This window comes from Kitasatospora sp. NPDC056531, from assembly GCF_042794375.1.
GTDB lineage: Bacteria > Actinomycetota > Actinomycetes > Streptomycetales > Streptomycetaceae > Kitasatospora.
The window spans coordinates 99878-124259 of sequence record NZ_JBHTTU010000009.1 but is presented as its reverse complement, the minus strand read 5'-3'; the positions used below and the strand labels follow the sequence as shown (position 1 = coordinate 124259).

Below are 24382 nucleotides of genomic sequence, written 5' to 3'. Positions count from 1 at the left end.
CGAATTCCCATCACCGAGCGTGTGGGATAGTTCACAACCTGGGGCTACTCGCCGGTACTGCCCAGGAATCCATAAACTCAACGAGGTTCAAGAAGGGAGCCACAGTGCGCAAGGTGCTCATCGCCAACCGCGGGGAAATCGCCGTCCGCGTCGCCAGGGCCTGCTCGGACGCCGGTATCGCCAGCGTCGCCGTCTACGCCGAGCCGGACCGGGATGCGCTGCACGTCCGCGCGGCCGACGAGGCTTACGCGCTGGGCGGCGACACCCCCGGCACCAGTTACCTCGACATCGCCAAGGTCCTCAAGGCCGCCGAGGACGCCGGCGCGGACGCCGTCCACCCCGGCTACGGGTTCCTGTCGGAGAACGCCGACTTCGCCCAGGCCGTCATCGACGCGGGTCTGACCTGGATCGGCCCGCCGCCGCAGGCCATCCGTGACCTGGGCGACAAGGTCACCGCCCGTCACGTCGCCCAGCGCGCCGGCGCCCCACTGGTGGCCGGCACCCCGGACCCGGTCTCGGGTGCGGACGAGGTCGTCGCGTTCGCGCAGGAGCACGGCCTGCCGGTCGCCATCAAGGCGGCGTTCGGTGGCGGCGGCCGCGGCCTCAAGGTCGCCCGCACGCTGGAGGAGATCCCGGAGCTGTACGAGTCCGCGGTGCGCGAGGCGGTCGCCGCCTTCGGTCGCGGCGAGTGCTTCGTCGAGCGCTACCTGGACAACCCGCGGCACGTGGAGACCCAGTGCCTCGCGGACAAGCACGGCAACGTCGTGGTCGTCTCCACCCGTGACTGCTCGCTGCAGCGCCGGCACCAGAAGCTGGTCGAGGAGGCGCCCGCGCCGTTCCTGACCCCGGAGCAGAACGCCGAGCTGTACCGCGCGTCGAAGGCCATCCTGAAGGAGGCCGGCTACGAGGGCGCCGGGACCTGCGAGTTCCTGGTGGCGACGGACGGCACGATCTCCTTCCTGGAGGTCAACACCCGCCTGCAGGTCGAGCACCCGGTCACCGAGGAGGTCACCGGGATCGACCTGGTCCGCGAGATGTTCCGGATCGCCGACGGCGAGGAGCTCGGCTACGGCGACCCGGAGGTACGCGGCCACTCCTTCGAGTTCCGCATCAACGGCGAGGACCCGGGCCGCAACTTCCTGCCCGCGCCCGGCACCGTGACGCTGTTCGCCCCGCCGTCCGGCCCGGGCGTGCGCCTGGACTCCGGCGTGGAGACCGGCTCGGTCATCGGCCCGGCCTGGGACTCGCTGCTGGCCAAGCTGATCGTCTCCGGCCGTGACCGCAAGCAGGCCCTGGAGCGGGCCAAGCGCGCGCTGAACGAGTTCAAGGTCGAGGGCATGGCCACCGCCATCCCCTTCCACCAGGCGGTCGTCACCGACCGGGCGTTCGCACCCGAGGTGCACGGCAGCGACGAACCGTTCACGGTCTACACCCGCTGGATCGAGACCGAGTTCAACAACACCATCCCGGCGTTCGCGGGCGGGGCCGGCGAAGCCGAGGAGGCCGAGACCAGGGAGACCGTGGTCGTCGAGGTCGGCGGCAAGCGGATCGAGGTCTCGCTGCCGTCCTCGCTGGGCGTCTCGACGGCACCGGCGGCCGGTGCGGCGGGTGCCGTCAAGGCCAAGCGCCGGGTGGGCGCCAAGAAGGCCGGTTCGGCCGTCAGCGGTGACACCCTGGCCTCGCCGATGCAGGGCACCATCGTCAAGGTCGCCGTCGAGGAGGGCCAGGTCGTCGCCGAGGGCGAGCTGATCGTGGTCCTGGAGGCGATGAAGATGGAGCAGCCGCTGAACGCCCACAAGTCGGGCACCATCGTCGGCCTCAAGGCCGAGGTGGGCGCGAGCGTCAGCAGCGGCGCCGCGCTCTGCGAGATCAAGGACTGACCGAGGCCGTAGCGGTCCGGGCCCCGGCGGAATCGGGGGCCGACCCGCGGTCGTCAATCCCTCGACCGGTCCGTACGCCCTTCGGGGTGTGCGGACCGGTCGTGTTTCCCGGTCGTGCCGGCGACGGCCTCAGCGCCCCCGCGGCATGCCCAGCTCGGCCAGCCGGACCGGCATCCCGCCCGGGCCGACCGGCCCGCCGTGCGCCCCGGGGCGGCGCTGGCCGGGCAGCGGGGCGCCGCCGGGGCCCTGGGCGGGGCGGCGGCCCATCGGGCCGGGCTGGGTCTGGTGGACCGGGCCGCTGCCCGTGCCGTGCACCGGGGCGTCGCCGCCGGGGCCCGCGCCGAGCGGTGCCAGGTCGATCTGCACCCCGCAGTCGGCCAGCGCGTCCAGCTCGCGGGCGGTGGCGTCGTCGGCGGTGGCCTGCTCGTCGGTGACCAGCCGGGTGATGGTCTCGGTGGCCACGGTCTGGAACATGCCGGCCGCGCCGAGCTTGGTGTGGTCGGCGAGGACGATGACCTCGGCGGCCGCCAGCACCATTGCCCGGTCCACGCTCGCGGACAGCATGTTCGCGGTCGACAGCCCGCGCTCGGCGGTCAGCCCGCTGCCGGAGATGAAGGCCTTGGTGACCCGCAGCCCCTGCAGCGACTGCTCGGCGCCGCTGCCCACCAGCGCGTAGTTGGAGCCGCGCAGGGTGCCACCGGTCATCACCACCTCGACCCGGTTGGCGTGTGCCAGCGCCTGGGCGACCAGCAGCGAGTTGGTGACCACCGTCAGGCCGGGCACCCTGGCCAGCCGGCGGGCCAGCTCCTGGGTGGTGGTGCCGGCGCCGACCACCACCGCGTCGCCCTCCTCCACCAGCCCGGCGGCGAGGTCCGCGATGGCGCTCTTCTCCGCCGCGGACAGGTGGGTCTTCTGCGGGTAGCCGGGTTCGCGGCTGAAGCCGCCGGGGAGCACCGCGCCGCCGTGCCGGCGGTCGAGGAGCCCTTCTGCCTCCAGCGCCCGCACGTCGCGGCGCACGGTCACTTCGGAGGTCTGGACGACGCGGGCCAACTCCCGGAGCGAGACGGCTCCGTTGGCGCGCACCATTTCGAGGATCAACTGGCGACGTTCTGCTGCAAACACAGAACCGACGGTAACCTGCGTGACCGTCTGCTTTCAGGCGTTTGCAGCTAGTAGCGGGAATTGCTCGCACAAGAGCGGCGCGTGACCGTACAATACGCGCCGTCAATAGCCCGGGACTGCGCCCGCCGTCCGGGTGACGATCACCCATGCGCGAAGGGCGGCCGCCGATCGGCAGCCGCCCTCAACTTCACGCCTTGAGCTCAGGATTCGCCGTCGGCCCGCTTGCGGATGTGCAGCTGCCGCGCTGCCTCGGCGGTCGAGCCGGAGACCGACGGGTAGACGGTGAAGGCGCTGGCCACCTGTTCGACGGTCAGATTGGCGTCCACCGCGAGCGAGATCGAGTGGATCAGCTCGCTGGCCCGCGGGGCGACGACCACGCCGCCGACCACGATGCCGGTGCCCGGGCGGCAGAACAGCTTCACGAAGCCGTCCCGGATGCCCTGCATCTTCGCCCGCGGGTTGCCGCGCAGCGGGAGCTTGACCTCGACGGCGTCCATCTTGCCGCACTCCACGTCGGCGGCGGTGTAGCCGACGGTGGCGATCTCCGGGTCGGTGAAGACGTTGGAGGCCACGGTCTTGAGGTTCAGCGGCTGCACCGCGTCGCCGAGCGCGTGGTACATCGCGATCCGGCCCTGCATGGCCGCGACCGAGGCGAGCATGAAGACGCCGGTGCAGTCGCCCGCCGCGTACACGCCCGGGGCGCTGGTGCGGGAGACCCGGTCGACCTGGATCTGGCCCCAGTCGTTGAGCTTGACCCCGGCCTCCTCCAGGCCCATGCCGGCCGTGTTGGGGATCGAGCCGACCGCCATCAGGCAGTGGGTGCCCTCGATCACCGTGCCGTTGGAGAGGGTCACCTCGACCCGGTCGCCGATGCGCTTGGCGCTCTCGGCGCGCGAGCGGCTCATCACGTTCATGCCGCGGCGCCGGAAGACGTCCTCCAGCACCTCGGCGGCGTCCGGGTCCTCGCCCGGCAGCACCCGGTCGCGGCTGGACACCAGCGTGACCTTGGAGCCGATCGCCTGGTAGGCGCCGGCGAACTCGGCGCCGGTCACACCGGAGCCGACCACGATCAGCTCGCGGGGCAGCTCCTCCAGGTCGTACACCTGGGTCCAGGTGAGGATCCGCTCGCCGTCCGGCTGGGCGTCCGGCAGCTCGCGCGGGTGGGCGCCGGTGGCGATCAGCACGGCGTCGGCGCGCAGCGACTGGACGCTGCCGTCGGGCCCGTCCACCAGCACCTCGCGGGAGCCGTCCACGGCCTGCCCGCCGGCGCCGAGCCGGCCGCGGCCGCGCAGCACGGTGACCCCGGCGCGGGTGACGGACTGGGTGATGTCGTGGGACTGCGCGATCGCCAGGCGCTTCACACGGCGGTTGACCTTGCCCAGGTCCACGCCGACGACCTTGCTCTCCCGGGCGTCGCCGTCACCGTCGCCGTCCCGGGCGACCGTGATGCCCAGCTCCTCGTACGAGCTGTCGAAGGTGGTCATCACCTCCGCGGTCGCGATCAGGGTCTTCGACGGCACGCAGTCCGTGAGCACCGCCGATCCGCCCAGGCCGTCGCGGTCGACGACGGTCACCTCCGCGCCGAGCTGAGCGGCCACCAGCGCCGCCTCGTAGCCGCCGGGTCCGCCACCGATGATCACGATCCGAGTCACGCTCACCATTGTCCCGCACGCCGAGAGTGCCGCCACAACGGGGTCCGGGCTCCGTACGGACGCACAACCGCCCGCCACGTGCGCCGACCGGGCTACGCTGGCCCCCATGCCCCTTTACGCCGCGTATGCCACCAACCTCGATGCCCGGCAGATGACCCGCCGAGCCCCGCACTCCCCGCTGCGCGGCACGGGGTGGCTGGACGGCTGGCGGCTCACCTTCGGCGGCGAGCAGCTCGGCTGGGAGGGCTCGCTGGCCACCGTCGTCGAGGACGGGAAGCACCAGGTCTTCGTCTCGCTCTACGACATCGCGCCGATGGACGAGGAGGGCCTGGACCGCTGGGAGGGCGTCCAGCTCGGCATCTACCGCAAGACCAAGCTGCGCGCGCAGACCCTGGACGGCGACATCCAGGTCTGGACGTACGTGCTCAACGACTACGAGGGCGGCCTGCCCGCGGCCCGCTACCTCGGCCTGATCGCCGACGCCGCGGAGAGCGCCGGCGCCCCGCACGACTACGTGATGGACCTGCGCCGCCGGCCCTGCTGAACGCGCACTTTCTTCTTCCTGTACGTATCAACGACCCGGTCACCCGAAAAGCGGCACCGAGCTGTGTTTTCGGGCCAACCGGGTAACGATCCGGCACGCCGCATCAGATTTTCTACGCGCGTAGCCGAAAGCCGTCTATCCTCGGACCCGTGAACGCTTCTCCTCAGTCGGTCGTCTCCGCCGACCCCTACGCCGCCGCCCAGGCCGCCGCCGAGCGCCTGCGCGAGCTGACCGGTGCCGAGCGGCACGACGTCGCCCTGGTGATGGGCTCCGGCTGGGTGCCGGCCGCCGACGCCCTGGGCGAGACCGTGGCCGAGTTCCCGGTCACCGAACTCCCGGGCTTCCCCGCCCCCGCCGTGGCCGGCCACGCCGGCAAGATCCGCTCGGTGAAGATCGGCGACAAGCGCGCCCTGATCTTCCTCGGCCGCAACCACTACTACGAGGGCCACGGCGTGGCCACCGTCGTCCACGGCGTGCGCACCGCCGCCGCGGCCGGCTGCGGCATCATCGTGCTGACCAACGGCTGCGGCGGCCTGCGCCAGGGCTGGACCCCCGGCCAGCCGGTCCTGATCAGCGACCACATCAACCTGACCGCGGACTCCCCGATCGTCGGCGCCAACTTCGTCGACCTCACCGACCTGTACTCCAAGCGGCTGCGCGCGCTGTGCCACGAGGTCGACCCGAGCCTGGACGAGGCCGTCTACGTCCAGTTCCGCGGCCCGCACTACGAGACCCCGGCCGAGGTCAACATGGCCCGGGTGATCGGCGGCGAGCTGGTCGGCATGTCCACCACCCTGGAGGCCATCGCCGCCCGCGAGGCCGGCTCCGAGGTGCTCGGCATCTCCCTGGTCACCAACCTGGCCGCCGGCATGACCGGCGAGCCGCTCAACCACGAAGAGGTGCTGGAGGCCGGCAAGGCCTCCGCCGAGCGCATGGGCGAGCTGCTGGCGAAGGTCCTGGAGCGGATCTGACGCCTCCTGGGCGCAGAATCATGAGTGACGGGGCCCACGGGCGGCGTGATCCGCTGATCACGCCTTCCCGCGGGCCCCGTCCGCATGTGCACACCCCTTCTTCTCTTTGCGCGGAACCCTCCGGCCGACACCCCGACGCACTTCCGATGGAGCAGGAAACATGACGCAGGCACCCACCACCGACCTCCTCGCCCGGGCCCGCACCTGGCTGGCCGAGGACCCCGACCCGCAGACCCGCGAGGAGCTGACCGCCCTGCTGGCCCGGGCCGAGGGCCCGGAGGCCGAGGAGGACTGCACGCTCGCCTGGGCCGAGATCGCCGAGCGCTTCGCCGACCGCCTCCAGTTCGGCACCGCCGGCCTGCGCGGCGAACTCGGCGCCGGCCCCATGCGGATGAACCGCGCCGTGGTGATCCGGGCCGCCGCCGGCCTGGTCGCGTACGTCAAGAAGGAGAACCTGGGCGACCTGGTCGTCATCGGCTACGACGCCCGGCACAAGTCCTACGACTTCGCCCGCGACACCGCCGCCGTGGTGGTCGCGGCCGGCCTGCGCGCCGCGCTGCTGCCGCGCCCGCTGCCGACCCCGGTGCTCGCCTTCGCCATCCGCCACCTGGGCGCGGCCGCCGGTGTGACCGTCACCGCCAGCCACAACCCGCCGCAGGACAACGGCTACAAGGTCTACCTGGGCGACGGCTCGCAGATCGTCCCGCCGGCCGACGCCGGCATCGCCGCCGAGATCGACGCGATCGGCTCGCTGGACGACGTCCCGCGCGCCGAGGAGGGCTGGGAGGTGCTCGGCGAGGACGTCATCGAGGCCTACCTGGCCCGGGCCGCCTCCATCGTCGACGAGCACAGCCCGCGCGAGCTGGACGTGGTCTACACCCCGATGCACGGCGTCGGCCGCGACACCCTGGTCGCCGCCTTCCGCCGGGCCGGCTTCCCGGCGCCCACCGTGGTCGCCGAGCAGGCCGAGCCCGACCCGGACTTCCCGACCGTGGCCTTCCCCAACCCGGAGGAGCCGGGGGCGATGGACCTCGCCTTCCGCACCGCCGCCGCGGTCGGCCCGGACATCGTGATCGCCAACGACCCGGACGCGGACCGCTGCGCGGTGGCCGTCCCCACCAACGCCAACGCGGCCGGCAGCGGCAACGGCACCTCCGGCTGGCGGATGCTGCGCGGCGACGAGGTCGGCGCGCTGCTCGGCTCCGCCCTGGTCGCCAAGAAGGCCGAGGGCACCTTCGCCACCACCATCGTCTCCGCCACCCTGCTCGGCCGGATCGCCGAGGCCGCGGGCCTGGACTACGCCGAGACGCTGACCGGCTTCAAGTGGATCTCCCGCGCCGAGGGCCTGCGCTACGGCTACGAGGAGGCGCTCGGCTACTGCGTCGACCCGCAGGGCGTCCGGGACAAGGACGGCATCACCGCCGCCCTGCTGGTCGCCGAGCTCGCCGCGACCCTCAAGAAGTCCGGCCGCACCCTGACCGACCTGCTGGACGACCTGGCGCTGGAGCACGGCCTGCACGCCACCGACCAGCTCTCCGTCCGGGTCCAGGACCTCTCGCTGATCGCCGACGCGATGCGCCGCCTGCGCGAGCAGCCCCCGACCGCCCTGGCCGGCCTGACCGTCACCCGCGCCGACGACCTCTCGGCCGGCTCCGCCGACCTGCCCCCCACCGACGGCCTGCGCTACTACCTCGCCGGCGAGTCCGTCCGCTCCGCGCGCATCGTGGTCCGCCCCTCCGGCACCGAGCCCAAGCTCAAGTGCTACCTGGAGGTCGTCCTCCCGGTCGCCACCGCCGCCGACCTCGCCCCCACCCGCACCCGCGCCGCCGAGCTCCTCGCCACCATCAAGCGCGACCTCGCCCAGGCCGCGGGCATCTGACCCACCCCGTACGAAAGGGCCCGCCGGTTTCCGGCGGGCCCTTTCGTACGTGTCGGTCCGGTCAGACCGTGATCACCGCGATCAGGGCGACGAGGCCGACCAGGGTCGGGGCGATGACCCACCAGCACCAGCGGACGACGAGGGGGCCGGCGGCTTCGGGGCGGGTGGCGTTGCGTTCGGCCATCTCCTGGAGGACGTCGGTGATCTGGTCGGACCAGGCGCGGGTGGGGTCCGGGGAGCCCTGGACGACCGGGTTGGCCTGGCGGCCGAAGACCATGCCCATCCGGGAGGCGTGCTCGTCGGCGCCGCGGGTCTGGGCGCGGGTGGCGCGCTTGCGCTGGCGCAGGGAGACCGGGACGGCCCAGACCTGGTACTTCTTGTCGCCGGCGAGGAGCTCGACCGAGTAGCCCGCGCGCAGGGCGTCCACCGAGGCCCAGGGGGCGGTGATGGTCCGCCACGGGTTGCGGACGAGCAGCCGGCTGTTGTCGGCCCGCACCACCGGGCGCAAGGTGTAGGCGATCACCGGGAGGGCGAACACCGGTACGGCCGCGAGGGCGACGTACGGGGTCTTCCCGGTGCCGGTCACCACGGCGTCGCCGATCAGCCAGGCGGCGATGGCCAGCAGGAACACGCCGGAGATGACGCCGGGGACGGAGCGGTACACGCGGTCCGCGTACTCGGGCTCCCCGTCGGGGGCGGCCGAGCCCTGGTGGGGCTTGCCGTCGGAATCGGTCATGGCGTCGATTCTGCCCCATGCCCCTCACCTGCAGGTCTCGGTCCGGCCACGAATGGCAGGCACCCTAGCGGTTTGCTACGCGCGTAGATATGCTGGTCTTGTGACTATGTCCACTGTTGCAGCCAATGCCCCCGGCGTTGCGGGCAGCGGCCTCGCGGACGTTGCGGCGTCCGAGGCCTCGCTCCGCCGCTTTCTGCACGGCCTGCCCGGCGTCGACCAGGTCGGCCTGGAGGCGCGTGCCGCCGCCCTCGGTACCCGCTCGATCAAGGCCACGGCCAAGGCCAATGCCATCGACCTGGCGATCTCCATGATCGACCTGACCACGCTGGAAGGCGCGGACACGGTCGGCAAGGTGCGCGCCCTGTGCGCGAAGGGCAGGACCCCCGACCCGACCGACCCGACCACCCCGCGCGTCGCCGCCATCTGTGTCTATCCCGACATGGTGGCCACCGCGAAGGACGCCCTGCGCGGCACCGACATCCAGGTCGCCTCCGTGGCCACCGCCTTCCCGGCCGGCCGTGCCGCCCTCCCGGTCAAGCTCGCCGACACCGCCGACGCGGTGGCCGCGGGCGCCGACGAGATCGACATGGTGATCGACCGCGGCGCCTTCCTCTCCGGCCGCTACCTCGACGTCTTCAACGAGATCGTCGCCGTCAAGGAGGCGAGCAAGCGCGCCGACGGCAGCTACGCCCACCTCAAGGTGATCTTCGAGACCGGCGAGCTGCAGACCTACGACAACGTGCGCCGCGTCTCCTGGCTGGCGATGCTGGCCGGCGCCGACTTCATCAAGACCTCCACCGGCAAGGTCGCCGTCAACGCGACCCCGCCGGTCACCCTGCTGATGCTGGAGGCGGTCCGCGACTTCCGCGCGCAGACCGGCGTCCAGGTCGGCGTGAAGCCCGCCGGTGGCATCAAGACCACCAAGGACGCCATGAAGTACCTGGTGATGGTCAACGAGACCCTCGGCGACGACTGGCTGACCCCGCACTGGTTCCGCTTCGGCGCCTCCAGCCTGCTCAACGACCTGCTGATGCAGCGCCAGAAGCTCACCACCGGACGCTACTCCGGCCCCGACTACGTGACGGTGGACTGATCACCATGGCCAAGAAGAAGAACATCGAGGAGCCCGTGCGCAAGGCCGGCCTCTTCGAGTACGCCCCGGCCCCCGAGTCCCCCGCCGCCGCGGGTGACATCGCCACCTCCTACGGCCACTTCATCGGCGGCGAGTTCGTCGACTCCTCCGGCAGCGAGGCCCTGAAGACGGTCAACCCGGCCACCGAGCAGGTGCTCGCCGAGTTCGCCCAGGGCACCGACGAGGACGTGGACCGCGCCGTCGCCGCCGCCCGCAAGGCCTTCGCCGACTGGTCGGCGCTGCCCGGCAGCGAGCGCGCCAAGTACCTGTTCCGGATCGCCCGGATCATCCAGGAGCGCAGCCGCGAGCTGGCCGTGCTGGAGTCGATCGACAACGGCAAGCCGATCCGCGAGACCCGTGACGTCGACCTGCCGCTGGTCGCCGCGCACTTCTTCTACTACGCCGGCTGGGCGGACAAGCTGGACTACGCCGGCTTCGGCCCGAACCCGAAGCCGCTGGGCGTGGCCGGCCAGGTCATCCCGTGGAACTTCCCGCTGCTGATGCTGGCGTGGAAGGTCGCGCCCGCGCTGGCGACCGGCAACACGGTCGTCCTGAAGCCGGCCGAGACCACCCCGCTGACGGCCCTGCGCTTCGCCGAGATCTGCCGCCAGGCCGGTCTGCCGAAGGGCGTCGTCAACATCGTCACCGGTGACGGCCGCACCGGCGCCGCGCTGACCGCCCACCCGGACGTCAACAAGGTCGCCTTCACCGGCTCCACCCCGGTCGGCCGGGCGATCGCCAAGCAGCTGGCCGGCACCCGCAAGAAGCTGTCGCTGGAGCTGGGCGGCAAGGCCGCCAACATCGTCTTCGACGACGCGCCGCTCGACCAGGCGGTCGAGGGCATCGTCAACGGCATCTTCTTCAACCAGGGCCACGTCTGCTGCGCGGGCTCGCGCCTGCTGGTCCAGGAGTCGATCCAGGACGAGCTGCTGGACGCCCTGAAGCGCCGGATGGGCACCCTGCGGGTCGGCGACCCGCTGGACAAGAACACCGACATCGGCGCCATCAACTCGGCCGAGCAGCTGGCCCGGATCACCGCGCTGACCGAGGCCGGCGAGGCCGAGGGCGCCGAGCGCTGGTCGCCGGCCTGCGAGCTGCCGGGCACCGGTTTCTGGTTCAAGCCGACCCTGTTCACCGGCGTCAGCCAGGCCCACCGGATCGCCCAGGAGGAGATCTTCGGCCCGGTGCTGTCGGTGCTGACCTTCCGCACCCCCGAAGAGGCGGTCGCGAAGGCCAACAACACCCCGTACGGCCTCTCCGCCGGCATCTGGACGGAGAAGGGCTCGCGCATCCTCTGGATGGCCAACAAGCTCAAGGCCGGTGTGGTCTGGGCCAACACCTTCAACAAGTTCGACCCGACCTCGCCGTTCGGCGGCTACAAGGAGTCGGGTTACGGCCGCGAGGGTGGCCGCCACGGTCTGGAGGCCTACCTCGATGTCTGATGTCGCGAGCCGTCTTGATGTCTTCAAGACCTACAAGCTGTACGTCGGCGGGAAGTTCCCGCGCTCCGAGAGCGGGCGGGTGTACGAGGTGACCAAGGCGACATCAGCCGCTGACGCGGCGGGCAAGCGCGAGTGGCTCGCCAACGTCCCGCTGGGCACCCGCAAGGACACCCGCGACGCCGTCCTGGCCGCCCGCGCGGCGGTCAAGGGCTGGGCCGGCACCACCGCGTACAACCGCGGCCAGGTGCTGTACCGGGTGGCCGAGATGCTGCAGGGCCGACGCGAGCAGTTCGCCGCCGAGGTGGCCGTCTCCGAGGGCATCGGCCCGAAGAAGGCCGCCGCGCTGGTGGACGCCGCGATCGACCGCTGGGTCTGGTACGCGGGCTGGACGGACAAGGTCGCCCAGATCGCGGGCGGCGCCAACCCGGTGGCCGGGCCGTACTTCAACCTCTCCACCCCGGAGCCGACCGGCGTGGTCGGGATCGTCGCGCCGCAGGCCGGGTACGGGCACTCGCTGCTCGGCCTGGTCTCGGTGATCGCCCCGGCGATCGCCACCGGCAACACGGTCGTGGTCGCGGCCGCCGCGGACGCCCCGCTGCCCGCGCTGTCGCTGGGCGAGGTGCTGGCCACCTCGGACGTCCCGGGCGGCGTGGTCAACATCATCTCGGGCCGGACCGCGGACATCGCCCCGACCCTGGCCTCGCACCAGGACGTCAACGCGCTGGACCTCACCGGCGCCATCGCCGCCGAGGGCCCCGGCGCGGCGCCCGCCCTGGAGGCCGCCGCCGCGGATACCCTGAAGCGGGTGGTCCGTCCGGAGCTGGACCCGTTCGCCCAGGACTGGACGAATGCGCCCGGTACGGACCGGCTACTCTCGTTCCTGGAGACGAAGACGGTCTGGCACCCGATGGGCATCTGACCCTCCGCCGCCACTTCGTCACAACTCCACAGACTGGCCGTCCCCAGTGCCCTCTCCCCCCCCAGGGCCCGGACGGTCATTGGACGGACCCGCACCTCTCCCCCCCTGGTGCGGGTCCGTCGGTGTTCCGGCGGCTCACGTCCCGCCCGGAGCCGGAAGTTCTGTGCACACCGGTTTCGGCAACCGGCCCGGATGCGTCAGACTGGTGTCCCGTGAGTGACTCCCCCATGAATCCCGCCCCGCCGGCCCATGCCCGGGTGATCCTGCTCTCCGGGCCCTCCGGATCGGGGAAGTCCTCGCTCGCCGAGCGCAGCGGTCTGCCGGTGCTCCAGCTCGACGACTTCTACAAGGACGGGGACGACCCGACCCTGCCCCGGCTGCCGGACGGCACCGTGGACTGGGACTCCCCGCTCGCCTGGCACCGCGACCAGGCCGTCGCCGCGATCCGCGCGCTGTACGAGCACGGTCGCACGGACGTGCCGGTGTACTCGATCCCGGACAACGGCCGGATCGACACCAGCACCCTGGACCTGGGCGGCGCCGCCGCGTTCATCGCGGAGGGCATCTTCGCCGCCGAGATCGTCGCGCAGTGCGCCGCCGAGGGCCTGCTCGGCGACGCCCTGTGCCTGCGCAACGGCGCGCTCACCACGGCCTGGCGCCGACTGCGCCGGGACGTCCGCGAGGGCCGCAAGTCGCTGCCGGTGCTGCTGCGCCGGGGCTACCGGCTGATGCGGGCCGAGCGCTCCATCGTCGGGCGGCAGGTCTCGCTGGGCTCGTACCCGTGCGCCGGGCCGGAGGCCGAGCGGCGGGTCCTCGCCGCGGCCGGGCGGCGGGAGCTCTCAGCGGTCTGAGCCCCCGGAGCGGCCGCCCGGGGCAGTGCCCGCAGCGACCCCTGGGGCAACCCCCTGACGGTGGCCCCCGGCCCTGAAACGAACGGGCCCCTGGAACGAGAAGGACGACGGGCCCGGTGCGTCTCCCCCGCACCGGGCCCGTCGCCTTCCCCGAACGGCTCTCGGCTCCCCACGGGCGCCGCTCCCCCGAGTCGGCGTCCCCGAACCGCAACCGTCCGCTACCCGTCCCCCGACGGGAGTCCTCTGTGAGTCCTACGCGACCAGCTCGCCGAACGCCCGGACGGTGTCGCCCGACTTGTTCAGGTGCTCGTCGTCGCGCAGCCGGCGCAGGGCGCGCCAGATGCTGCTCTTGACCGTTCCGACGCTGATCCCCAGCACGTCGGCGATCTCCGGGTCGGTCTTGCCCTCGTAGTACCGCAGCACCAGCATGGTCCGCTGGTTCTCCGGCAGCTTCGCCAGCGCCTGCCAGAGCACGGTGCGCAGCTCGGTGCCGCCCATCGCGTCGGTGTCGCCGGCCGTCTCCGGCAGCTCCTCGGTCGGGTACTCGTTGACCTTGCGGCGCCGCCAGGCGGAGATGTGCAGGTTGGTCATGGTGCGGCGGAGGTACCCGCCGACCGCGGCCTTGTCGGTGATCCGGCCCCAGGCCCGGTAGGTGCTGAAGAGCGCGCTCTGCAGCAGGTCCTCGGCCTCGTAGCGGTCACCGGTGAGGTGGTACGCCGTGGCGTACAGGGAGGCGCGGCGCTCGCGCACGTACGCGGTGAACTCCGTGATGTGGTCCTCCGCGACGGCCGGGTGCTCCCCCTGCGCGTCTCCCTGTCCCGCCTCGGTGGTGCGGGCCGGTGCGGGGTTCAGCCGCAGCAGCGTCGCACCGGCGGCCTCGCGGCCGGTCGGCTCCCCCGAACCGACCGTCCGCAGGCCGTTGTTCCCCCCGGTTCCCCTGGTCCCCCTGGTACCCCCCAGGGCGTCCTTGCCCTCGACGCGGACGGGGAGGATCCCCCGCAGCGTGAGGGTGTTGGCGGAGTCGACCGCACTCCCCAGTCGGCCGATCCCGTACAGCTCCCCCGTCCTGCCGCCGCCGCTCACCCGGCGTGCGACAGGGTTTCCACCGGTGCTGTGCGCGCACCCCCGTACGGTCACGGCACCGGAGTTCTCGTCGGTCCTGATCTCGTACCGGGTCCGATGGGTGGTCGCTGAGGAACGCGCGGTGCGGAGAGCCGGGTTGGTCCGGGTCTGAAGCGTGGCGTTCATCGTGCGCCCCCTTGGTCGGTACGAGCGGTTCCTGTTGCCGCCCTCCAGCCGGCCCTTGCGGCCCGCTGTCCTGCGGCGACATGGAAAATCCTGCCCGGCGGTTGTGATGGCGCTGTCCGTCGACTGTCACAGGGGTGTCACAGGGGCGGGCCTTTCGTCCCGGTCCGCCTCCCTCCGTACCGGACGCCGGTAGCCGCTCTTCCGGTTCCCGTACGGTCGGTGACCGGTGCGGGGGGTGATTCGACGCTCCCGGTGGGCCAAAATGGGGCCGTGCCTTTCCTCCTACTGATCGAGGACGACGACGCCATCCGGACCGGCCTCGAACTCGCCCTCACCCGCCAGGGCCACCGCGTGGCCACCGCCGCCTCCGGTGAGGACGGTCTGAAGCTCTTCAAGGAGCAGCGGCCCGACCTGATCGTGCTGGACGTGATGCTGCCCGGGATCGACGGCTTCGAGGTGTGCCGTCGGATCCGCCGCACCGACCAGCTGCCGATCATCCTGCTCACCGCGCGTTCGGACGACATCGACGTGGTCGTGGGCCTGGAGTCCGGCGCGGACGACTACGTCGTGAAGCCGGTGCAGCCGCGCGTCCTGGACGCCCGGATCCGGGCGGTGCTGCGGCGCGGGGAGCGGGAGAGCTCGGACTCCTCCGCGTACGGCAGCGTGGTGATCGACCGGGCCGCGATGACCGTCACCAAGGACGGACAGGACCTCCAGCTCACCCCGACCGAGCTGCGGCTGCTGCTGGAGCTCAGCCGCCGCCCCGGCCAGGCGCTCTCCCGCCAGCAGCTGCTGCGGCTGGTCTGGGAGCACGACTACCTCGGCGACTCGCGCCTGGTGGACGCCTGCGTGCAGCGGCTGCGGGCGAAGGTCGAGGACGTGCCGTCCGCGCCGACGCTGATCCGCACCGTGCGTGGCGTCGGCTACCGACTGGACCCGCCGACGGTCTGACCGCTCATCCCAGGCATCTGAACTCCCGTACGACGACAGGCTCTCGTGACTGAACATCAGCAGACTGCCCGACGGTTCTCCGCGGGCCGGTGGCGGAAGCTGCGCTCCCTGCGGGTGCGGCTGATCGCGGTGTTCGCGGCGGTCGCGCTGCTCGCCGCCGTCTCGGCCTCCGGCATCGCGTACTGGTTGAACCGCGACGCGGTGCTCAAGCGCGCCCAGGACACCGCGCTGAACGACTTCCGGGTCTCGCTCAGCCGCAACGTCTCCGACCTGCCGCTGAACGCCAGCTGCCCGGAGCTCGCCACGCTGGCCTCCAACGTGGCCAGCTCCGGCCTGAGTTACGACGTGGTGGTGGTCGACCCGGCGCACCCGGAGTGCCCGGCGTCCTCGGACCCGCAGCACTACACGCTGGCCGACGTGCCGGCGGCGCTGCAGTCCACCGTCGCCAAGCCGCGCGAGGTCAGCGAGAGCAACCCGTACCCGTACCACCTGTACTGGCAGCGGCAGAACCTGGAGGGCCACCCGTTCGTGATCGGCGGCACCAAGGTGGTGCCGAACGGGCCGACGGCCTACGTGTTCAAGTCGCTGGAGAACGAGCGGGCCGATCTCAACACGCTGGGCTGGTCGCTGGCCATCGCGACACTGCTCGCGCTGATCGGCTCGGCGCTGCTCGCCCAGGCCGCCTCGGCGACCGTGCTGCGGCCGGTCAAGCGGCTCGGCGAGGCCGCCCGACGGCTCGGCCAGGGACACCTGGACACCCGGCTGGAGGTCGAGGGCTCGGACGAACTCGCCGACCTGGCGCGGACGTTCAACCGGGCCGCGGAGTCGCTGCACGAGCAGGTCGAGGAGCTGAGCGCACGCGAGGCGCAGAGCCGGCGGTTCGTCGCCGACATGTCGCACGAACTGCGCACCCCGCTGACCGCGATGACCGCGGTGACGGACATCCTGGAGGACGAGGCCGAGTCGCTGGACCCGATGATCGAGCCGGCCGTACGGCTCGTGGTGAGCGAGACCCGCCGGCTGTCCGACCTGGTGGAGAACCTGATGGAGGTGACCCGCTTCGACGCCGGCACCGCCAAGCTGGTCGCCGACGAGGTGGACGTCGCCGACCTGATCATGTCCTGCATCGACGGCCGGGCCTGGTACGACGCGGTCGAACTGGACGCCCCGCGCGGCATCCTGGCCGTGGTCGACCCGCGCCGACTGGACGTGGTCTTCGCCAACCTGATCGGCAATGCGCTCAAGCACGGCGGCTCGCCGGTGCGGGTCAAGGTCCGGCAGACCGACGACTCGGTCGTGATCGAGGTCTCCGACAGCGGCCCCGGCATCCCGGAGGACGTGCTGCCGCACGTCTTCGACCGCTTCTACAAGGCCGACCGCGGGCGGGCCCGCTCCGAGGGCAGCGGCCTGGGGCTGTCCATCGCGATGGCCAACGCCCAGATCCACGGGGGGACGATCACCGCGGCGAACGGGGAGGTCGGCGCGGTGTTCACCCTGACGCTGCCGCTGACTCCGCCGCCTCCGCCGTCCGCCGGCGGGGCTGAGGACGGCCCCGTCGGCGACGCCGCCGAGCACAAGGACGCCACGTGACCTCCCCCACCCGCACCACCGTGCACCGCACCGCCGGCTTGCTGCTCCTGCTCGCGCTGGCCTCCGGCTGCGGCATCCGGCCGACCGCCGTCCCGGTCGACGCCGGCGCGCCCGCCAGCAGGACCGCCTGCCCGACCACCCCGCACATACCGACCGCCCTGGCCACCCCGTCCGGCCCGGCGACCGCCGCGACCCCGGCCCGCGGCACGGCCGCCAAAGCGAGCGCCAGCCCGAGCCCCTCGCCCACCCCGGTGACGCCGGGCTCGCCGCCGCCGGACAACGTGTTCAGCGCGGTGCCGACGGCCTCCCCCTGCAAGTGAGGAGGCCGCGCGAAGGGGCGTGTCCGGGAATGTTCGCGCCCGGAGTGGAACCGTCGCACCACCGGGGCACGTCCTTCCCCCCGTGCAGCGAGATGGCACCAGGACACGCGACGAGCGTTCCGGCGCGCGGACCGAGACGAGGCCGGCGGCGGTCATCCACCGTCCCCTCCGGCTGGCCGGGCTGGCGGGCCTGGCCCTCCACCTGACGCTGGCGCTCTGGCTGGTGCTCAGACCCCTGCCGGTGGCCTGGGTGTACGACGCCAACCTGACGCCGCTCGCCTCGCTCCGCTCCTCCACCACCTGGCAGGTGGTCGGCGAGTTCCTGCTGCTCGCCCCGCTCGGCGTCCTGCTCCCGCTGGCCGGCGGCCGGATCCGGGCCCCCTGGCTGCCCTCCTTCCTTCGCACCACCGGCGTCTCCGCCCTGCTGGCGACCGGCCTGGAGTTCCTCTCCTCCTGGACGCCCGGGCACGTCCTCAACGTGGACCACATACTGTTCGCCGTGATCGGCGTGGTGATCGCCCACCTCGCCCTCGTCCCCGGCCTGCGCCACCTGCTGCGGGACCGCCGGCCCGAGCCGCGGACACCGCGGGTCGCCGTCCTGGCCGGCCCGCCGGTGACCGCCACCGTCGCCCCGGCGGTGGCGGTCGCGCCCGCGCCCCGTCCGCGCGCCTACGCGGAGCCGACGCCGCCGGCGGGCTGAGCCTGCGCCCTCATCACCCGGCCGCCGACCTCGATCAGCCCACCCGGGCGCGGCCCGGTCAGCAGCTGCGAGCCCAGCCCCTGGGTGATGGTCAGCGCCCGCCCGAGCCGGGCGGTCAGCAGCAGGGCGGCCGCCCCGGTCGCCTCGTCCTCGTCGATCCCGTCGCCCCGGCCGGGGAAGGCCCGCGCCCGGACCGTACCGGCCGCCTCGTCCTGCCAGGCCCAGGCGTAGATCCACTCCCCCGGCGGCGGCACCCGGAGCGCGTCCACCTCGGCCGCCGAGCCGTACTGCCGCAGGGTGCGCCCCGGGGCCCACTCCGGCCGGGCCTCGATCCGGGTCAGCCCGCCGTCGTGCCGGACGGCCACCACCCCGGCGGGGGTGACCAGTCGGTCCACGCCGAGCAGCCAGGCGGTGCCGACACAGGGGTGACCGGCGAAGGGCAGCCGCAGCGTCGGGGTGTAGATGTCGATCTCCCCGCGCTCCGGGTCGTCGACGAACACCGTCTCGCTGAAGCCGAGTTCGCGGGCGAAGACCTGCCGCTCCGTCCGCTCCGGCACGGCGGCGCCGTCGCGCACCACCCCGAGTTCGTTGCCGTGCCGTCCGTCGGGTCCGCAAAAGACCCGCAGCACCTCATAGTCAGTCATTTCCCACCTCGTCAATTGCCGTTCCGGCGCGGCGCAACGACACCGTGATGAAAAGGCGACGACGGATGTCGGCCGCCTCCAGTACTGTGCGCTCTCGTCCCCGAACGGTTCCCGCCGTTTTTCTTCCTCCCACAGGAAACCCCCCTTGAACAATCTCGACTTCAGCGCCGAACCGCTGTTCTCCTGGTACGTCGTCCTGCTGGCGCTCAGCGGCGCCATCATGCTGGTCCTCGGCGCCGTCGGCGGCGGCATGAAGGCCGGCCTGCGGATCCTCAACGTGCTCTTCGGCCTCGGGTTCCTGGGCTACGCCTACTACCTCGCGTTCGTCTTCAAGGGCGGCGAGTACTACATCTTCTTCAAGGCGTTCATCCTGCCGGTGCTGATGATCGTCGCCTCGGTGAAGGCGATCGTCGAGCGCAGCAACGCGAAGAACCGGCAGGCGGCCCCACCCGTCGGGGCGTACCCCAACGCGCCGTACAACCCGAACGCGCCGTACAACCCCAACGCGCAGCAGGCTCCGTTCAACCCGAACGCCCCGCAGCCGGGCCAGCCCGTCCCGCCGCAGGGTGCCGCGCCCGCCGCGCCGTACCAGCCGGGTGTCCCGCCGCAGCCGGTGGCGGACAACCCGTACGCCCAGCCGCAGCCGCCGCAGCACCCGGCCGGCTGACCCCTCCGTACGAGGGCCGAAGGCCCGTCCGTCCCCGCTGCGAGAGCGGGGACGGACGGGCCTTCGGCCGTATCAGGTCACTTCCCCGCGCCCTGCGCGCCCTTGCGGCGGCGCGCGACGACCAGGGTGCCGAGGCCGAGGGCGATCGCCATCGCGCCGGTGATCGCCATCGGGGCGGAGGAGGAGTCGCCGCCGGTGGAGGCCAGCCGAGGGCTGGTCGCGGCGGCCGGGGCCGCGGCGGCCTGCGCGGAGCCTGCCGCCGGGTTCGGCGCAGCGGTGGTGACCAGGGCGGCCGGGGCAGCGGACGGGTCGGCGGTGGCGGCCGGGGTGGTCGGCGCCGCGTCGGTGGCCGGGGAGGTCGGGGCCGGGATGCCGGTGGAGCCCGCGGCGGCCTCGATCCGGAAGGCGACCTTCGGGCTGGTGGCGGCGGAGTCGTGCCCGCCCGGGCCGGCCAGGCTCCATCCGTTGGCGAACACCGACTCGGCCGCCGCCGGAGCACCCTTGGTCCAGGCGAGGCGCAGGTTGACCGTACGGGTCTCGCCGTTCGGCAGCGCGATGACGTCGGCGTCCTCGGAGCCGCTGAGCAGCCGCACGCCCAGCTGGCTGTCGGGGAGGTCGTGCCATTCCGGCGTGCCGCCGATCCAGTCGCCCGCCCGGGTCTGGAATTCGATCTTCACCATGTCCGCGCGGAGCATGCCCTCGCCCTGGAACACGATCGTCGGGACGATCCGGAGGTCCTTGCCGGTGTGGTTGCCGTAGACCACCTTGAACGGCTTGGCCTCGCCTCCGGCGGTGAAGGAGGCGGGCACGCCCTGGACCTTCACGTCCGGGAGCCCGACGGGGACGGGAGTGTTCGGGGAGCTGCTGACGATCGTGAAGTTCGGGGTGCCACCGGAGGCCTGGGTGACGCGCTGCTCCGTGGGCAGGGTCGGGTCCGAGACCATCGCGTCGAGGGCGGCGGCGGCCTGGCCGGGGGTGGCGTCGGCGGCGAAGGTCAGCCGCAGCCGGTAGGTGGCCTCGGCGCCGGCCGCCAGGTGCAGCGCGGTGGCGAACTGGTCCAGCTCCCAGAATCCGCCGAGGTCGCCGTTGTTGGCCTTGGCGTCCTGCCACTGGGTGCTGCCGGGGCGCTGGTACTCCAGCTTGAGCTGGCTCTGCCTGAGGCCGGTGGCGGCGGACGAGACGCCGAAGCCGGTCATCGCGTCCAGTTGGTGGTCGGCGGTGTTCTTGAGGGTCGAGGTGAACTCGACCGCGCTGCCCGCCGTCACCGTGGTCGGGAAGCCGCTGGTGGTGATCACGACGGGCGAGGCCCAGCCGTGCGGCGCCAGGGTGGGGGCGGTGGTGGTCGGGGTGGCGGCCGGGGTGGTGGGCTCGGTCGTCGGGGTCGCGACGGCGGCGGGCGCGGTGGGCTCGGTCGTCGGGGTCGCGACGGCGGCCGGGGCCGAGGTCAGGGCGAGACCGGAGACCAGGGCGGTGGTGGCGGCTGCGGCGAGGAATCTGCGGGACTGACTGCGCAATGGAACCTCATGGAGGAATCGGGCGAAACCCGAGAGAGTGCGAAATCGCAGGCGTGAGGGGTCGCTTGAGGCCGTGCAGGCGCCGCCGAAATTGCCCCCCACCACCAGCGACCGCGGAATCATATCCCCCCGGCCGTACAGGTTCGCGAACGGGTTTTCCACACCCGCGCCCCGGGCCGGACGGACTTTCGGCCCATCGGCCTCCGGGGTATCCCTGAGGCGGACCCCGACTCCGGGCTACGCCTCCCCGGTGACTCGTCGGGGTGGCGAATCGCCTGGTGGGCGGAGGTTTTCGGGCCGGCGGACGCCGAGCATGGAAGTACGCCCGCCGGACCAGCCGGACCGGGTCGCCGCCGCCAAGGAGTTCGCATGAGTGAGCGAAGCGAGCGAATCATCAAAAAGTGCGCGTGGGCGAATGCCCTCGCCGAGCGCAGCGAGGTGGGCGCATGAGCGCCCGCCTCGCCCGTCCCCGCCACAACCGCGTCATCGCCGGCGTCTGCGCCGGGATCGCCGAGCGCTTCGGCCTGACCCCGTGGACCGTCCGACTGATCTTCCTGCTCTCCTGCCTGCTCCCCGGCCCGCAGTTCCTGATCTACCTCGCCCTGTGGGTGCTGCTCCCCCAGGAGCCGTGACGCCGTACGGGCGGGCACGACGACGGGCCGCCCGCTCCCGGGGTCTCCGGGGGTGGGCGGCCCGTCGTCGTACGGGCTGGGCGGATCAGCCCAGCGGCAGGCCCGGCAGGGCGTTGGCCAGCCCGCCGACCGGGGTCTTGTCCAGGCCGGGGACGCCCGGGAGGGCGCCGCGCTGCTGGGCGATACCGGCGACCGGGGCGGCCTCGGCGGCGGGCGCGGCCTGACCGACGGTCCGGGCCAGGGTGCCGAGCGTGCCCGCGACCTTGTCGCCGCCGGGCAGCTTGGCGGCGGTGTCGGCGACCGCACCGGTCACCGCGGGGTTCGTCACCGCGCCGGTGGGCAGCCCGAGGCCGCCGGCCGCCTGGCCGGCGGCCGCGGAGGCCGTGCCGGCGCCGACCGCCGCGATCGCGATGCCGAGCGCCGCGGTACCGGCGGCCTTGAGAGCCTGCTTCATGGTTCGTTCCCCTTGGATCGTCGTCGGTGGCCGACATCGCGCACGGGATCGGCGGACGGGCGACCGCCGCCACGGCCTGTTAGCAATGACTGGCACACCGTAGTGAGAGGGTCGCGCGAGAACCAAAGGGCGTTCACTCACCCGAGTGAGTAGTCGGATGAACGCCAACTTCCCTACGGGGAAGCCGCGTTCATCCGACGCAGGACGGGGCGCCGGCTCAGTTGGCGACGGCACCCGCGCTGAACAGCCACTCCGCCTTGAGCTCGGCGTAGCCCGGCTTGATCACGTCGTTGATCATCGCCAGCCGCTCGTCGAAGGGCAGGAACGCGGACTTCATCGCGTTCACCGTGAACCACTCCATGTCGCCCAGCGTGTAGCCGAAGGCGTCCACCAGGTGGCCGAACTCCTGGCTCATGCTGGTGCCGCTCATCAGCCGGTTGTCGGTGTTCACGGTGACCCGGAACTTCAGCCGGCTGAGCAGCCCGATCGGGTGCTCGGCGTACGAAGCGGCGGCCGCCGTCTGGAGGTTGGAGGTCGGGCACATCTCCAGCGGGATGCGCTTGTCGCGCACGTACGCGGCCAGCCGGCCGAGCTCGACGCTGCCGTCCTCGTTCACCGTGATGTCGTCGACGATCCGCACGCCGTGGCCGAGCCGGTCGGCGCCGCAGCACTGCAGGGCCTCCCAGATCGACGGCAGGCCGAAGGCCTCGCCCGCGTGGATGGTGAAGTGGTTGTTCTCGCCCTTGAGGTAGTCGAAGGCGGCCTGGTGGCGGGTGGGGGGGTAGCCGGCCTCGGCGCCCGCGATGTCGAAGCCGACGACGCCCTGGTCCCGGTGGCGGTTGGCCAGCTCGGCGATCTCCTGCGAACGGGCGGCGTGCCGCATCGCGGTGATCAGGGTGCCGATGCGGATCCGGTTGCCTGCCGCACGGGCGTTGGCCTCGCCGAGGCGGAAGCCCTCCTGGACGGCCTCGACGACCTCGTCCAGGCTCAGACCGCCCTCCAGGTGCTGCTCGGGGGCGTAGCGGACCTCGGCGTACACGACACCGTCGGCGGCCAGGTCCTCGGCACAGTCGGCGGCGACCTTGATCAGGGCGTCACGGGTCTGCATGACGGCGCAGGTGTGCGCGAAGGTCTCCAGGTAGCGGACCAGCGAGCCGGAGTCGGCGGCCTCGCGGAACCACTCGCCGAGCTCCTTGACGTCGGTGGTCGGGAGGCCTTCGTAGCCGGTCGCGGCGGCCAGCTCGACGACGGTCTCCGGGCGCAGCCCGCCGTCCAGGTGGTCGTGCAGCAGGACCTTCGGCGCGCGGCGGATCTGGTCGGGGGTGGGGATGCGCGGGCCGGTGCCCGCGGTGGTGACGGGGATCTGCTTCTCCATTGCGGAAATATAGCCCCTACGCGCGTAGACCCACCACCGGGGACAGTACCGAATGGTCCAAACTCCACCCGAAATTCCACCGACTGGTCCATACGATCCGCCAAATCAGTCGTGGTGCAGCAGCCGCCCCCGCCGGGACAGCACGAAGTCCCGGAACGCCGCCACCGGCGGGGTCAGCGGCCGCCCCGCCGCCCAGGCCAGGCCGATCGCCCGCCGGGTCCGCGGCGCGGTCACCTCCAGCTCCACCACGCCGGGCCGCGGCACCAGCGCCGGCGGCAGCAGCGCCACCCCCAGCCCGGCCGCCACCAGCCCGCGCAGCGTCTCGGTCTCCTCGCCCTCGAAGGCCAGCCGGGGCACGAACCCGGCCTGCGCGCAGAAGCCGTCCGTGATCATGCGCAGCCCGTACCCCTGCTCCAGCCCGACGAACGGCTCCTCGGCCACCTCCGCCAGCCGGATCCGCCGTCGGCCGGCCAGCCGGTGGTCGGCCGGGACGGCCAGGTGCAGCCGCTGCTCGTCCAGCGGCCGGGCGGTGAAGGCCGGGTCGTCCGGCAGCGGCGCGACCAGGCACAGGTCCAACTCCCCCGCCCGCAGCCGCTCCAGCATCGCCATGCCGTAGTCCTGCACCAGCTGGAAGCGCACCTGCGGATGCGCCGCCCGGAAGCCGCGCAGCAGCGCCGGGACGGCGTCCGGCCCCATCGTGTGGAGGAAGCCGAAGGCCACCCGCCCCACCGCCGGATCCGCTTCCGCCCGGGCCGCCTCCGCACCGCGCTCCACCTCCGCCAGCGCCCGTTCCACCGAGGCCAGCAGCAGCCGGCCCGCCCTGGTCAGCCGGACCGTCCGGCCCTGACGGGCCAGCAGGTCCACCCCCAGCTCCTCCTCCAGCCGGGCCACCGCGCGCGACAGCGTCGGCTGCGGAACCCCGAGCAGCGCCGCCGCCTGCGTCACGTGCTCCAGCCGGGCCACCGCGGCGAACTGCGCCAGCCGGGGCGCCAGCAGGACGGCCGGCTCGTCCGGCCCCAACTCGGCCGACCGGTACCGCTGCTCCGTACCGTCCGACACATCCGGCACCGCCATCCCGACACCACCTCGACTCATACGCCAGTGCATCGATCATCCACTCTTCATGCATTGGACGCATCAACCGCGCCAGGCCTACGGT

23 protein-coding genes are annotated in these 24382 nt (G+C 72.7%); 14 read left to right on the top strand and 9 right to left on the bottom strand.

Annotation, left to right across the window (positions count from 1 at the left end; all coding sequences use genetic code 11):
• Positions 1 to 104: 104 nt before the first annotated feature.
• The gene (locus ACFQ87_RS12075) at positions 105 to 1880 is read left to right on the top strand and encodes an acetyl/propionyl/methylcrotonyl-CoA carboxylase subunit alpha (protein WP_380610557.1); all 1776 of its coding nucleotides are present in this window, start codon (positions 105 to 107) and stop codon (positions 1878 to 1880) included.
• A 129-nt stretch (positions 1881 to 2009) separates the two neighbouring features.
• Here ACFQ87_RS12075 and ACFQ87_RS12070 read toward each other — a convergent pair whose 3' ends face one another.
• Both ACFQ87_RS12070 and ACFQ87_RS12065 read right to left on the bottom strand, forming a co-directional pair.
• Positions 2010 to 3002, bottom strand: coding sequence for a DeoR/GlpR family DNA-binding transcription regulator (locus ACFQ87_RS12070; RefSeq protein WP_380610556.1), 993 nt, complete (start codon positions 3000 to 3002; stop codon positions 2010 to 2012).
• Between the two features lie 200 nt (positions 3003 to 3202).
• A complete protein-coding gene (locus ACFQ87_RS12065) occupies positions 3203 to 4663 on the bottom strand; it encodes an NAD(P)H-quinone dehydrogenase (RefSeq protein ID WP_380610555.1) in 1461 nt (486 codons plus the stop codon).
• A gap of 97 nt (positions 4664 to 4760) precedes the next feature.
• On the opposite strand from ACFQ87_RS12065, the gene ACFQ87_RS12060 reads away from it, so the two are divergent.
• From ACFQ87_RS12060 to ACFQ87_RS12050, 3 genes are all read left to right on the top strand, one after another.
• A complete protein-coding gene (locus ACFQ87_RS12060) occupies positions 4761 to 5198 on the top strand; it encodes a gamma-glutamylcyclotransferase (protein ID WP_380610554.1) in 438 nt (145 codons plus the stop codon).
• Between the two features lie 149 nt (positions 5199 to 5347).
• Entirely contained in the window at positions 5348 to 6169 is an 822-nt protein-coding gene (locus tag ACFQ87_RS12055; RefSeq protein ID WP_380610553.1) for a purine-nucleoside phosphorylase, read from the top strand.
• 160 nt (positions 6170 to 6329) lie between these two features.
• On the top strand, positions 6330 to 8048 hold the full coding sequence (locus tag ACFQ87_RS12050) for a phospho-sugar mutase (RefSeq protein ID WP_380610552.1): 1719 nt from the start codon (positions 6330 to 6332) through the stop codon (positions 8046 to 8048).
• Between the two features lie 61 nt (positions 8049 to 8109).
• Here the strand turns inward: ACFQ87_RS12050 and ACFQ87_RS12045 are convergent, their stop codons facing one another.
• Positions 8110 to 8784, bottom strand: a complete 675-nt coding sequence (locus ACFQ87_RS12045; protein WP_380610551.1) for a PH domain-containing protein — start codon at positions 8782 to 8784, stop codon at positions 8110 to 8112.
• Positions 8785 to 8890: 106 nt separating this feature from the next.
• On the opposite strand from ACFQ87_RS12045, the gene deoC reads away from it, so the two are divergent.
• The 4 genes from deoC to ACFQ87_RS12025 all read left to right on the top strand — a co-directional run bounded on the left by deoC (position 8891) and on the right by ACFQ87_RS12025 (position 13128).
• On the top strand, positions 8891 to 9877 hold the full coding sequence (gene deoC / locus ACFQ87_RS12040) for a deoxyribose-phosphate aldolase (RefSeq protein WP_380610550.1): 987 nt from the start codon (positions 8891 to 8893) through the stop codon (positions 9875 to 9877).
• Positions 9878 to 9882: 5 nt separating this feature from the next.
• Entirely contained in the window at positions 9883 to 11358 is a 1476-nt protein-coding gene (locus ACFQ87_RS12035) for an aldehyde dehydrogenase family protein (protein ID WP_380610549.1), read from the top strand.
• Positions 11351 to 12277, top strand: coding sequence for an aldehyde dehydrogenase family protein (locus tag ACFQ87_RS12030; protein WP_380610548.1), 927 nt, complete (start codon positions 11351 to 11353; stop codon positions 12275 to 12277). The genes ACFQ87_RS12035 and ACFQ87_RS12030 overlap by 8 nt, the downstream gene beginning before the upstream one ends.
• Positions 12278 to 12489: 212 nt before the next feature.
• Positions 12490 to 13128, top strand: a complete 639-nt coding sequence (locus ACFQ87_RS12025) for an ATP-binding protein (RefSeq protein WP_380610547.1) — start codon at positions 12490 to 12492, stop codon at positions 13126 to 13128.
• A 252-nt stretch (positions 13129 to 13380) separates the two neighbouring features.
• On the opposite strand, the gene ACFQ87_RS12020 is transcribed toward ACFQ87_RS12025, so the two are convergent.
• Positions 13381 to 14292 carry a SigE family RNA polymerase sigma factor gene (locus tag ACFQ87_RS12020; protein ID WP_380610615.1) on the bottom strand — a complete coding sequence of 304 codons (912 nt, stop codon included), beginning with the start codon at positions 14290 to 14292 and terminating at the stop codon, positions 13381 to 13383.
• 354 nt (positions 14293 to 14646) lie between these two features.
• Between ACFQ87_RS12020 and ACFQ87_RS12015 the strand changes: the two genes are divergently transcribed.
• The 4 genes from ACFQ87_RS12015 (at position 14647) to ACFQ87_RS12000 (ending at position 17937) form a co-directional block, all read left to right on the top strand.
• Positions 14647 to 15327, top strand: a complete 681-nt coding sequence (locus tag ACFQ87_RS12015; protein WP_355669748.1) for a response regulator transcription factor — start codon at positions 14647 to 14649, stop codon at positions 15325 to 15327.
• 45 nt (positions 15328 to 15372) lie between these two features.
• Positions 15373 to 16917 carry an ATP-binding protein gene (locus tag ACFQ87_RS12010; RefSeq protein ID WP_380610546.1) on the top strand — a complete coding sequence of 515 codons (1545 nt, stop codon included), beginning with the start codon at positions 15373 to 15375 and terminating at the stop codon, positions 16915 to 16917.
• Entirely contained in the window at positions 16914 to 17237 is a 324-nt protein-coding gene (locus tag ACFQ87_RS12005; protein WP_380610545.1) for a hypothetical protein, read from the top strand. Before ACFQ87_RS12010 ends, ACFQ87_RS12005 begins: the two co-directional genes overlap by 4 nt.
• Positions 17238 to 17319: 82 nt before the next feature.
• Positions 17320 to 17937, top strand: coding sequence for a VanZ family protein (locus ACFQ87_RS12000; RefSeq protein ID WP_380610544.1), 618 nt, complete (start codon positions 17320 to 17322; stop codon positions 17935 to 17937).
• On the opposite strand, the gene ACFQ87_RS11995 is transcribed toward ACFQ87_RS12000, so the two are convergent.
• Positions 17907 to 18581 carry a PhzF family phenazine biosynthesis protein gene (locus tag ACFQ87_RS11995; RefSeq protein ID WP_380610543.1) on the bottom strand — a complete coding sequence of 225 codons (675 nt, stop codon included), beginning with the start codon at positions 18579 to 18581 and terminating at the stop codon, positions 17907 to 17909. The two genes, ACFQ87_RS12000 and ACFQ87_RS11995, sit on opposite strands and share 31 nt — an antisense overlap.
• Positions 18582 to 18726: 145 nt before the next feature.
• On the opposite strand from ACFQ87_RS11995, the gene ACFQ87_RS11990 reads away from it, so the two are divergent.
• Positions 18727 to 19248 (top strand): hypothetical protein, encoded by a 522-nt coding sequence (locus ACFQ87_RS11990; RefSeq protein WP_380610541.1) that lies wholly within the window; start codon positions 18727 to 18729, stop codon positions 19246 to 19248.
• A 77-nt stretch (positions 19249 to 19325) separates the two neighbouring features.
• Here the strand turns inward: ACFQ87_RS11990 and ACFQ87_RS11985 are convergent, their stop codons facing one another.
• A complete protein-coding gene (locus ACFQ87_RS11985; protein WP_380610540.1) occupies positions 19326 to 20762 on the bottom strand; it encodes an LPXTG cell wall anchor domain-containing protein in 1437 nt (478 codons plus the stop codon).
• A gap of 446 nt (positions 20763 to 21208) precedes the next feature.
• Between ACFQ87_RS11985 and ACFQ87_RS11980 the strand changes: the two genes are divergently transcribed.
• A complete protein-coding gene (locus ACFQ87_RS11980; protein WP_207813471.1) occupies positions 21209 to 21394 on the top strand; it encodes a PspC domain-containing protein in 186 nt (61 codons plus the stop codon).
• An 85-nt stretch (positions 21395 to 21479) separates the two neighbouring features.
• Here ACFQ87_RS11980 and ACFQ87_RS11975 read toward each other — a convergent pair whose 3' ends face one another.
• From ACFQ87_RS11975 to ACFQ87_RS11965, 3 genes are all read right to left on the bottom strand, one after another.
• On the bottom strand, positions 21480 to 21848 hold the full coding sequence (locus tag ACFQ87_RS11975; protein ID WP_380610539.1) for an ATP-binding protein: 369 nt from the start codon (positions 21846 to 21848) through the stop codon (positions 21480 to 21482).
• Positions 21849 to 22065: 217 nt separating this feature from the next.
• Complete coding sequence (locus tag ACFQ87_RS11970; protein WP_380610538.1) at positions 22066 to 23223, bottom strand: adenosine deaminase; 1158 nt, start codon at positions 23221 to 23223, stop codon at positions 22066 to 22068.
• Positions 23224 to 23328: 105 nt separating this feature from the next.
• Entirely contained in the window at positions 23329 to 24297 is a 969-nt protein-coding gene (locus tag ACFQ87_RS11965) for a LysR family transcriptional regulator (protein WP_380610537.1), read from the bottom strand.
• Between the last annotated feature and the right edge of the window lie 85 nt (positions 24298 to 24382).

Bases quoted from the DNA above. Each gene is read 5' to 3' on its own strand.
- ACFQ87_RS11980 (WP_207813471.1), top strand. From the start codon at position 21,209: ATGAGCGCCCGCCTCGCCCGTCCCCGCCACAACCGCGTCATCGCCGGC.
- ACFQ87_RS11995 (WP_380610543.1), bottom strand. From the start codon at position 18,581: ATGACTGACTATGAGGTGCTGCGGGTCTTTTGCGGACCCGACGGACGG.
- ACFQ87_RS11975 (WP_380610539.1), bottom strand. From the start codon at position 21,848: ATGAAGCAGGCTCTCAAGGCCGCCGGTACCGCGGCGCTCGGCATCGCG.
- ACFQ87_RS12035 (WP_380610549.1), top strand. From the start codon at position 9,883: ATGGCCAAGAAGAAGAACATCGAGGAGCCCGTGCGCAAGGCCGGCCTC.
- ACFQ87_RS12030 (WP_380610548.1), top strand. From the start codon at position 11,351: ATGTCTGATGTCGCGAGCCGTCTTGATGTCTTCAAGACCTACAAGCTG.
- ACFQ87_RS12060 (WP_380610554.1), top strand. From the start codon at position 4,761: ATGCCCCTTTACGCCGCGTATGCCACCAACCTCGATGCCCGGCAGATG.
- ACFQ87_RS12050 (WP_380610552.1), top strand. From the start codon at position 6,330: ATGACGCAGGCACCCACCACCGACCTCCTCGCCCGGGCCCGCACCTGG.
- ACFQ87_RS12045 (WP_380610551.1), bottom strand. From the start codon at position 8,784: ATGACCGATTCCGACGGCAAGCCCCACCAGGGCTCGGCCGCCCCCGAC.
- ACFQ87_RS11970 (WP_380610538.1), bottom strand. From the start codon at position 23,223: ATGGAGAAGCAGATCCCCGTCACCACCGCGGGCACCGGCCCGCGCATC.
- deoC (WP_380610550.1), top strand. From the start codon at position 8,891: ATGTCCACTGTTGCAGCCAATGCCCCCGGCGTTGCGGGCAGCGGCCTC.
- ACFQ87_RS12065 (WP_380610555.1), bottom strand. From the start codon at position 4,663: ATGGTGAGCGTGACTCGGATCGTGATCATCGGTGGCGGACCCGGCGGC.
- ACFQ87_RS11965 (WP_380610537.1), bottom strand. From the start codon at position 24,297: ATGGCGGTGCCGGATGTGTCGGACGGTACGGAGCAGCGGTACCGGTCG.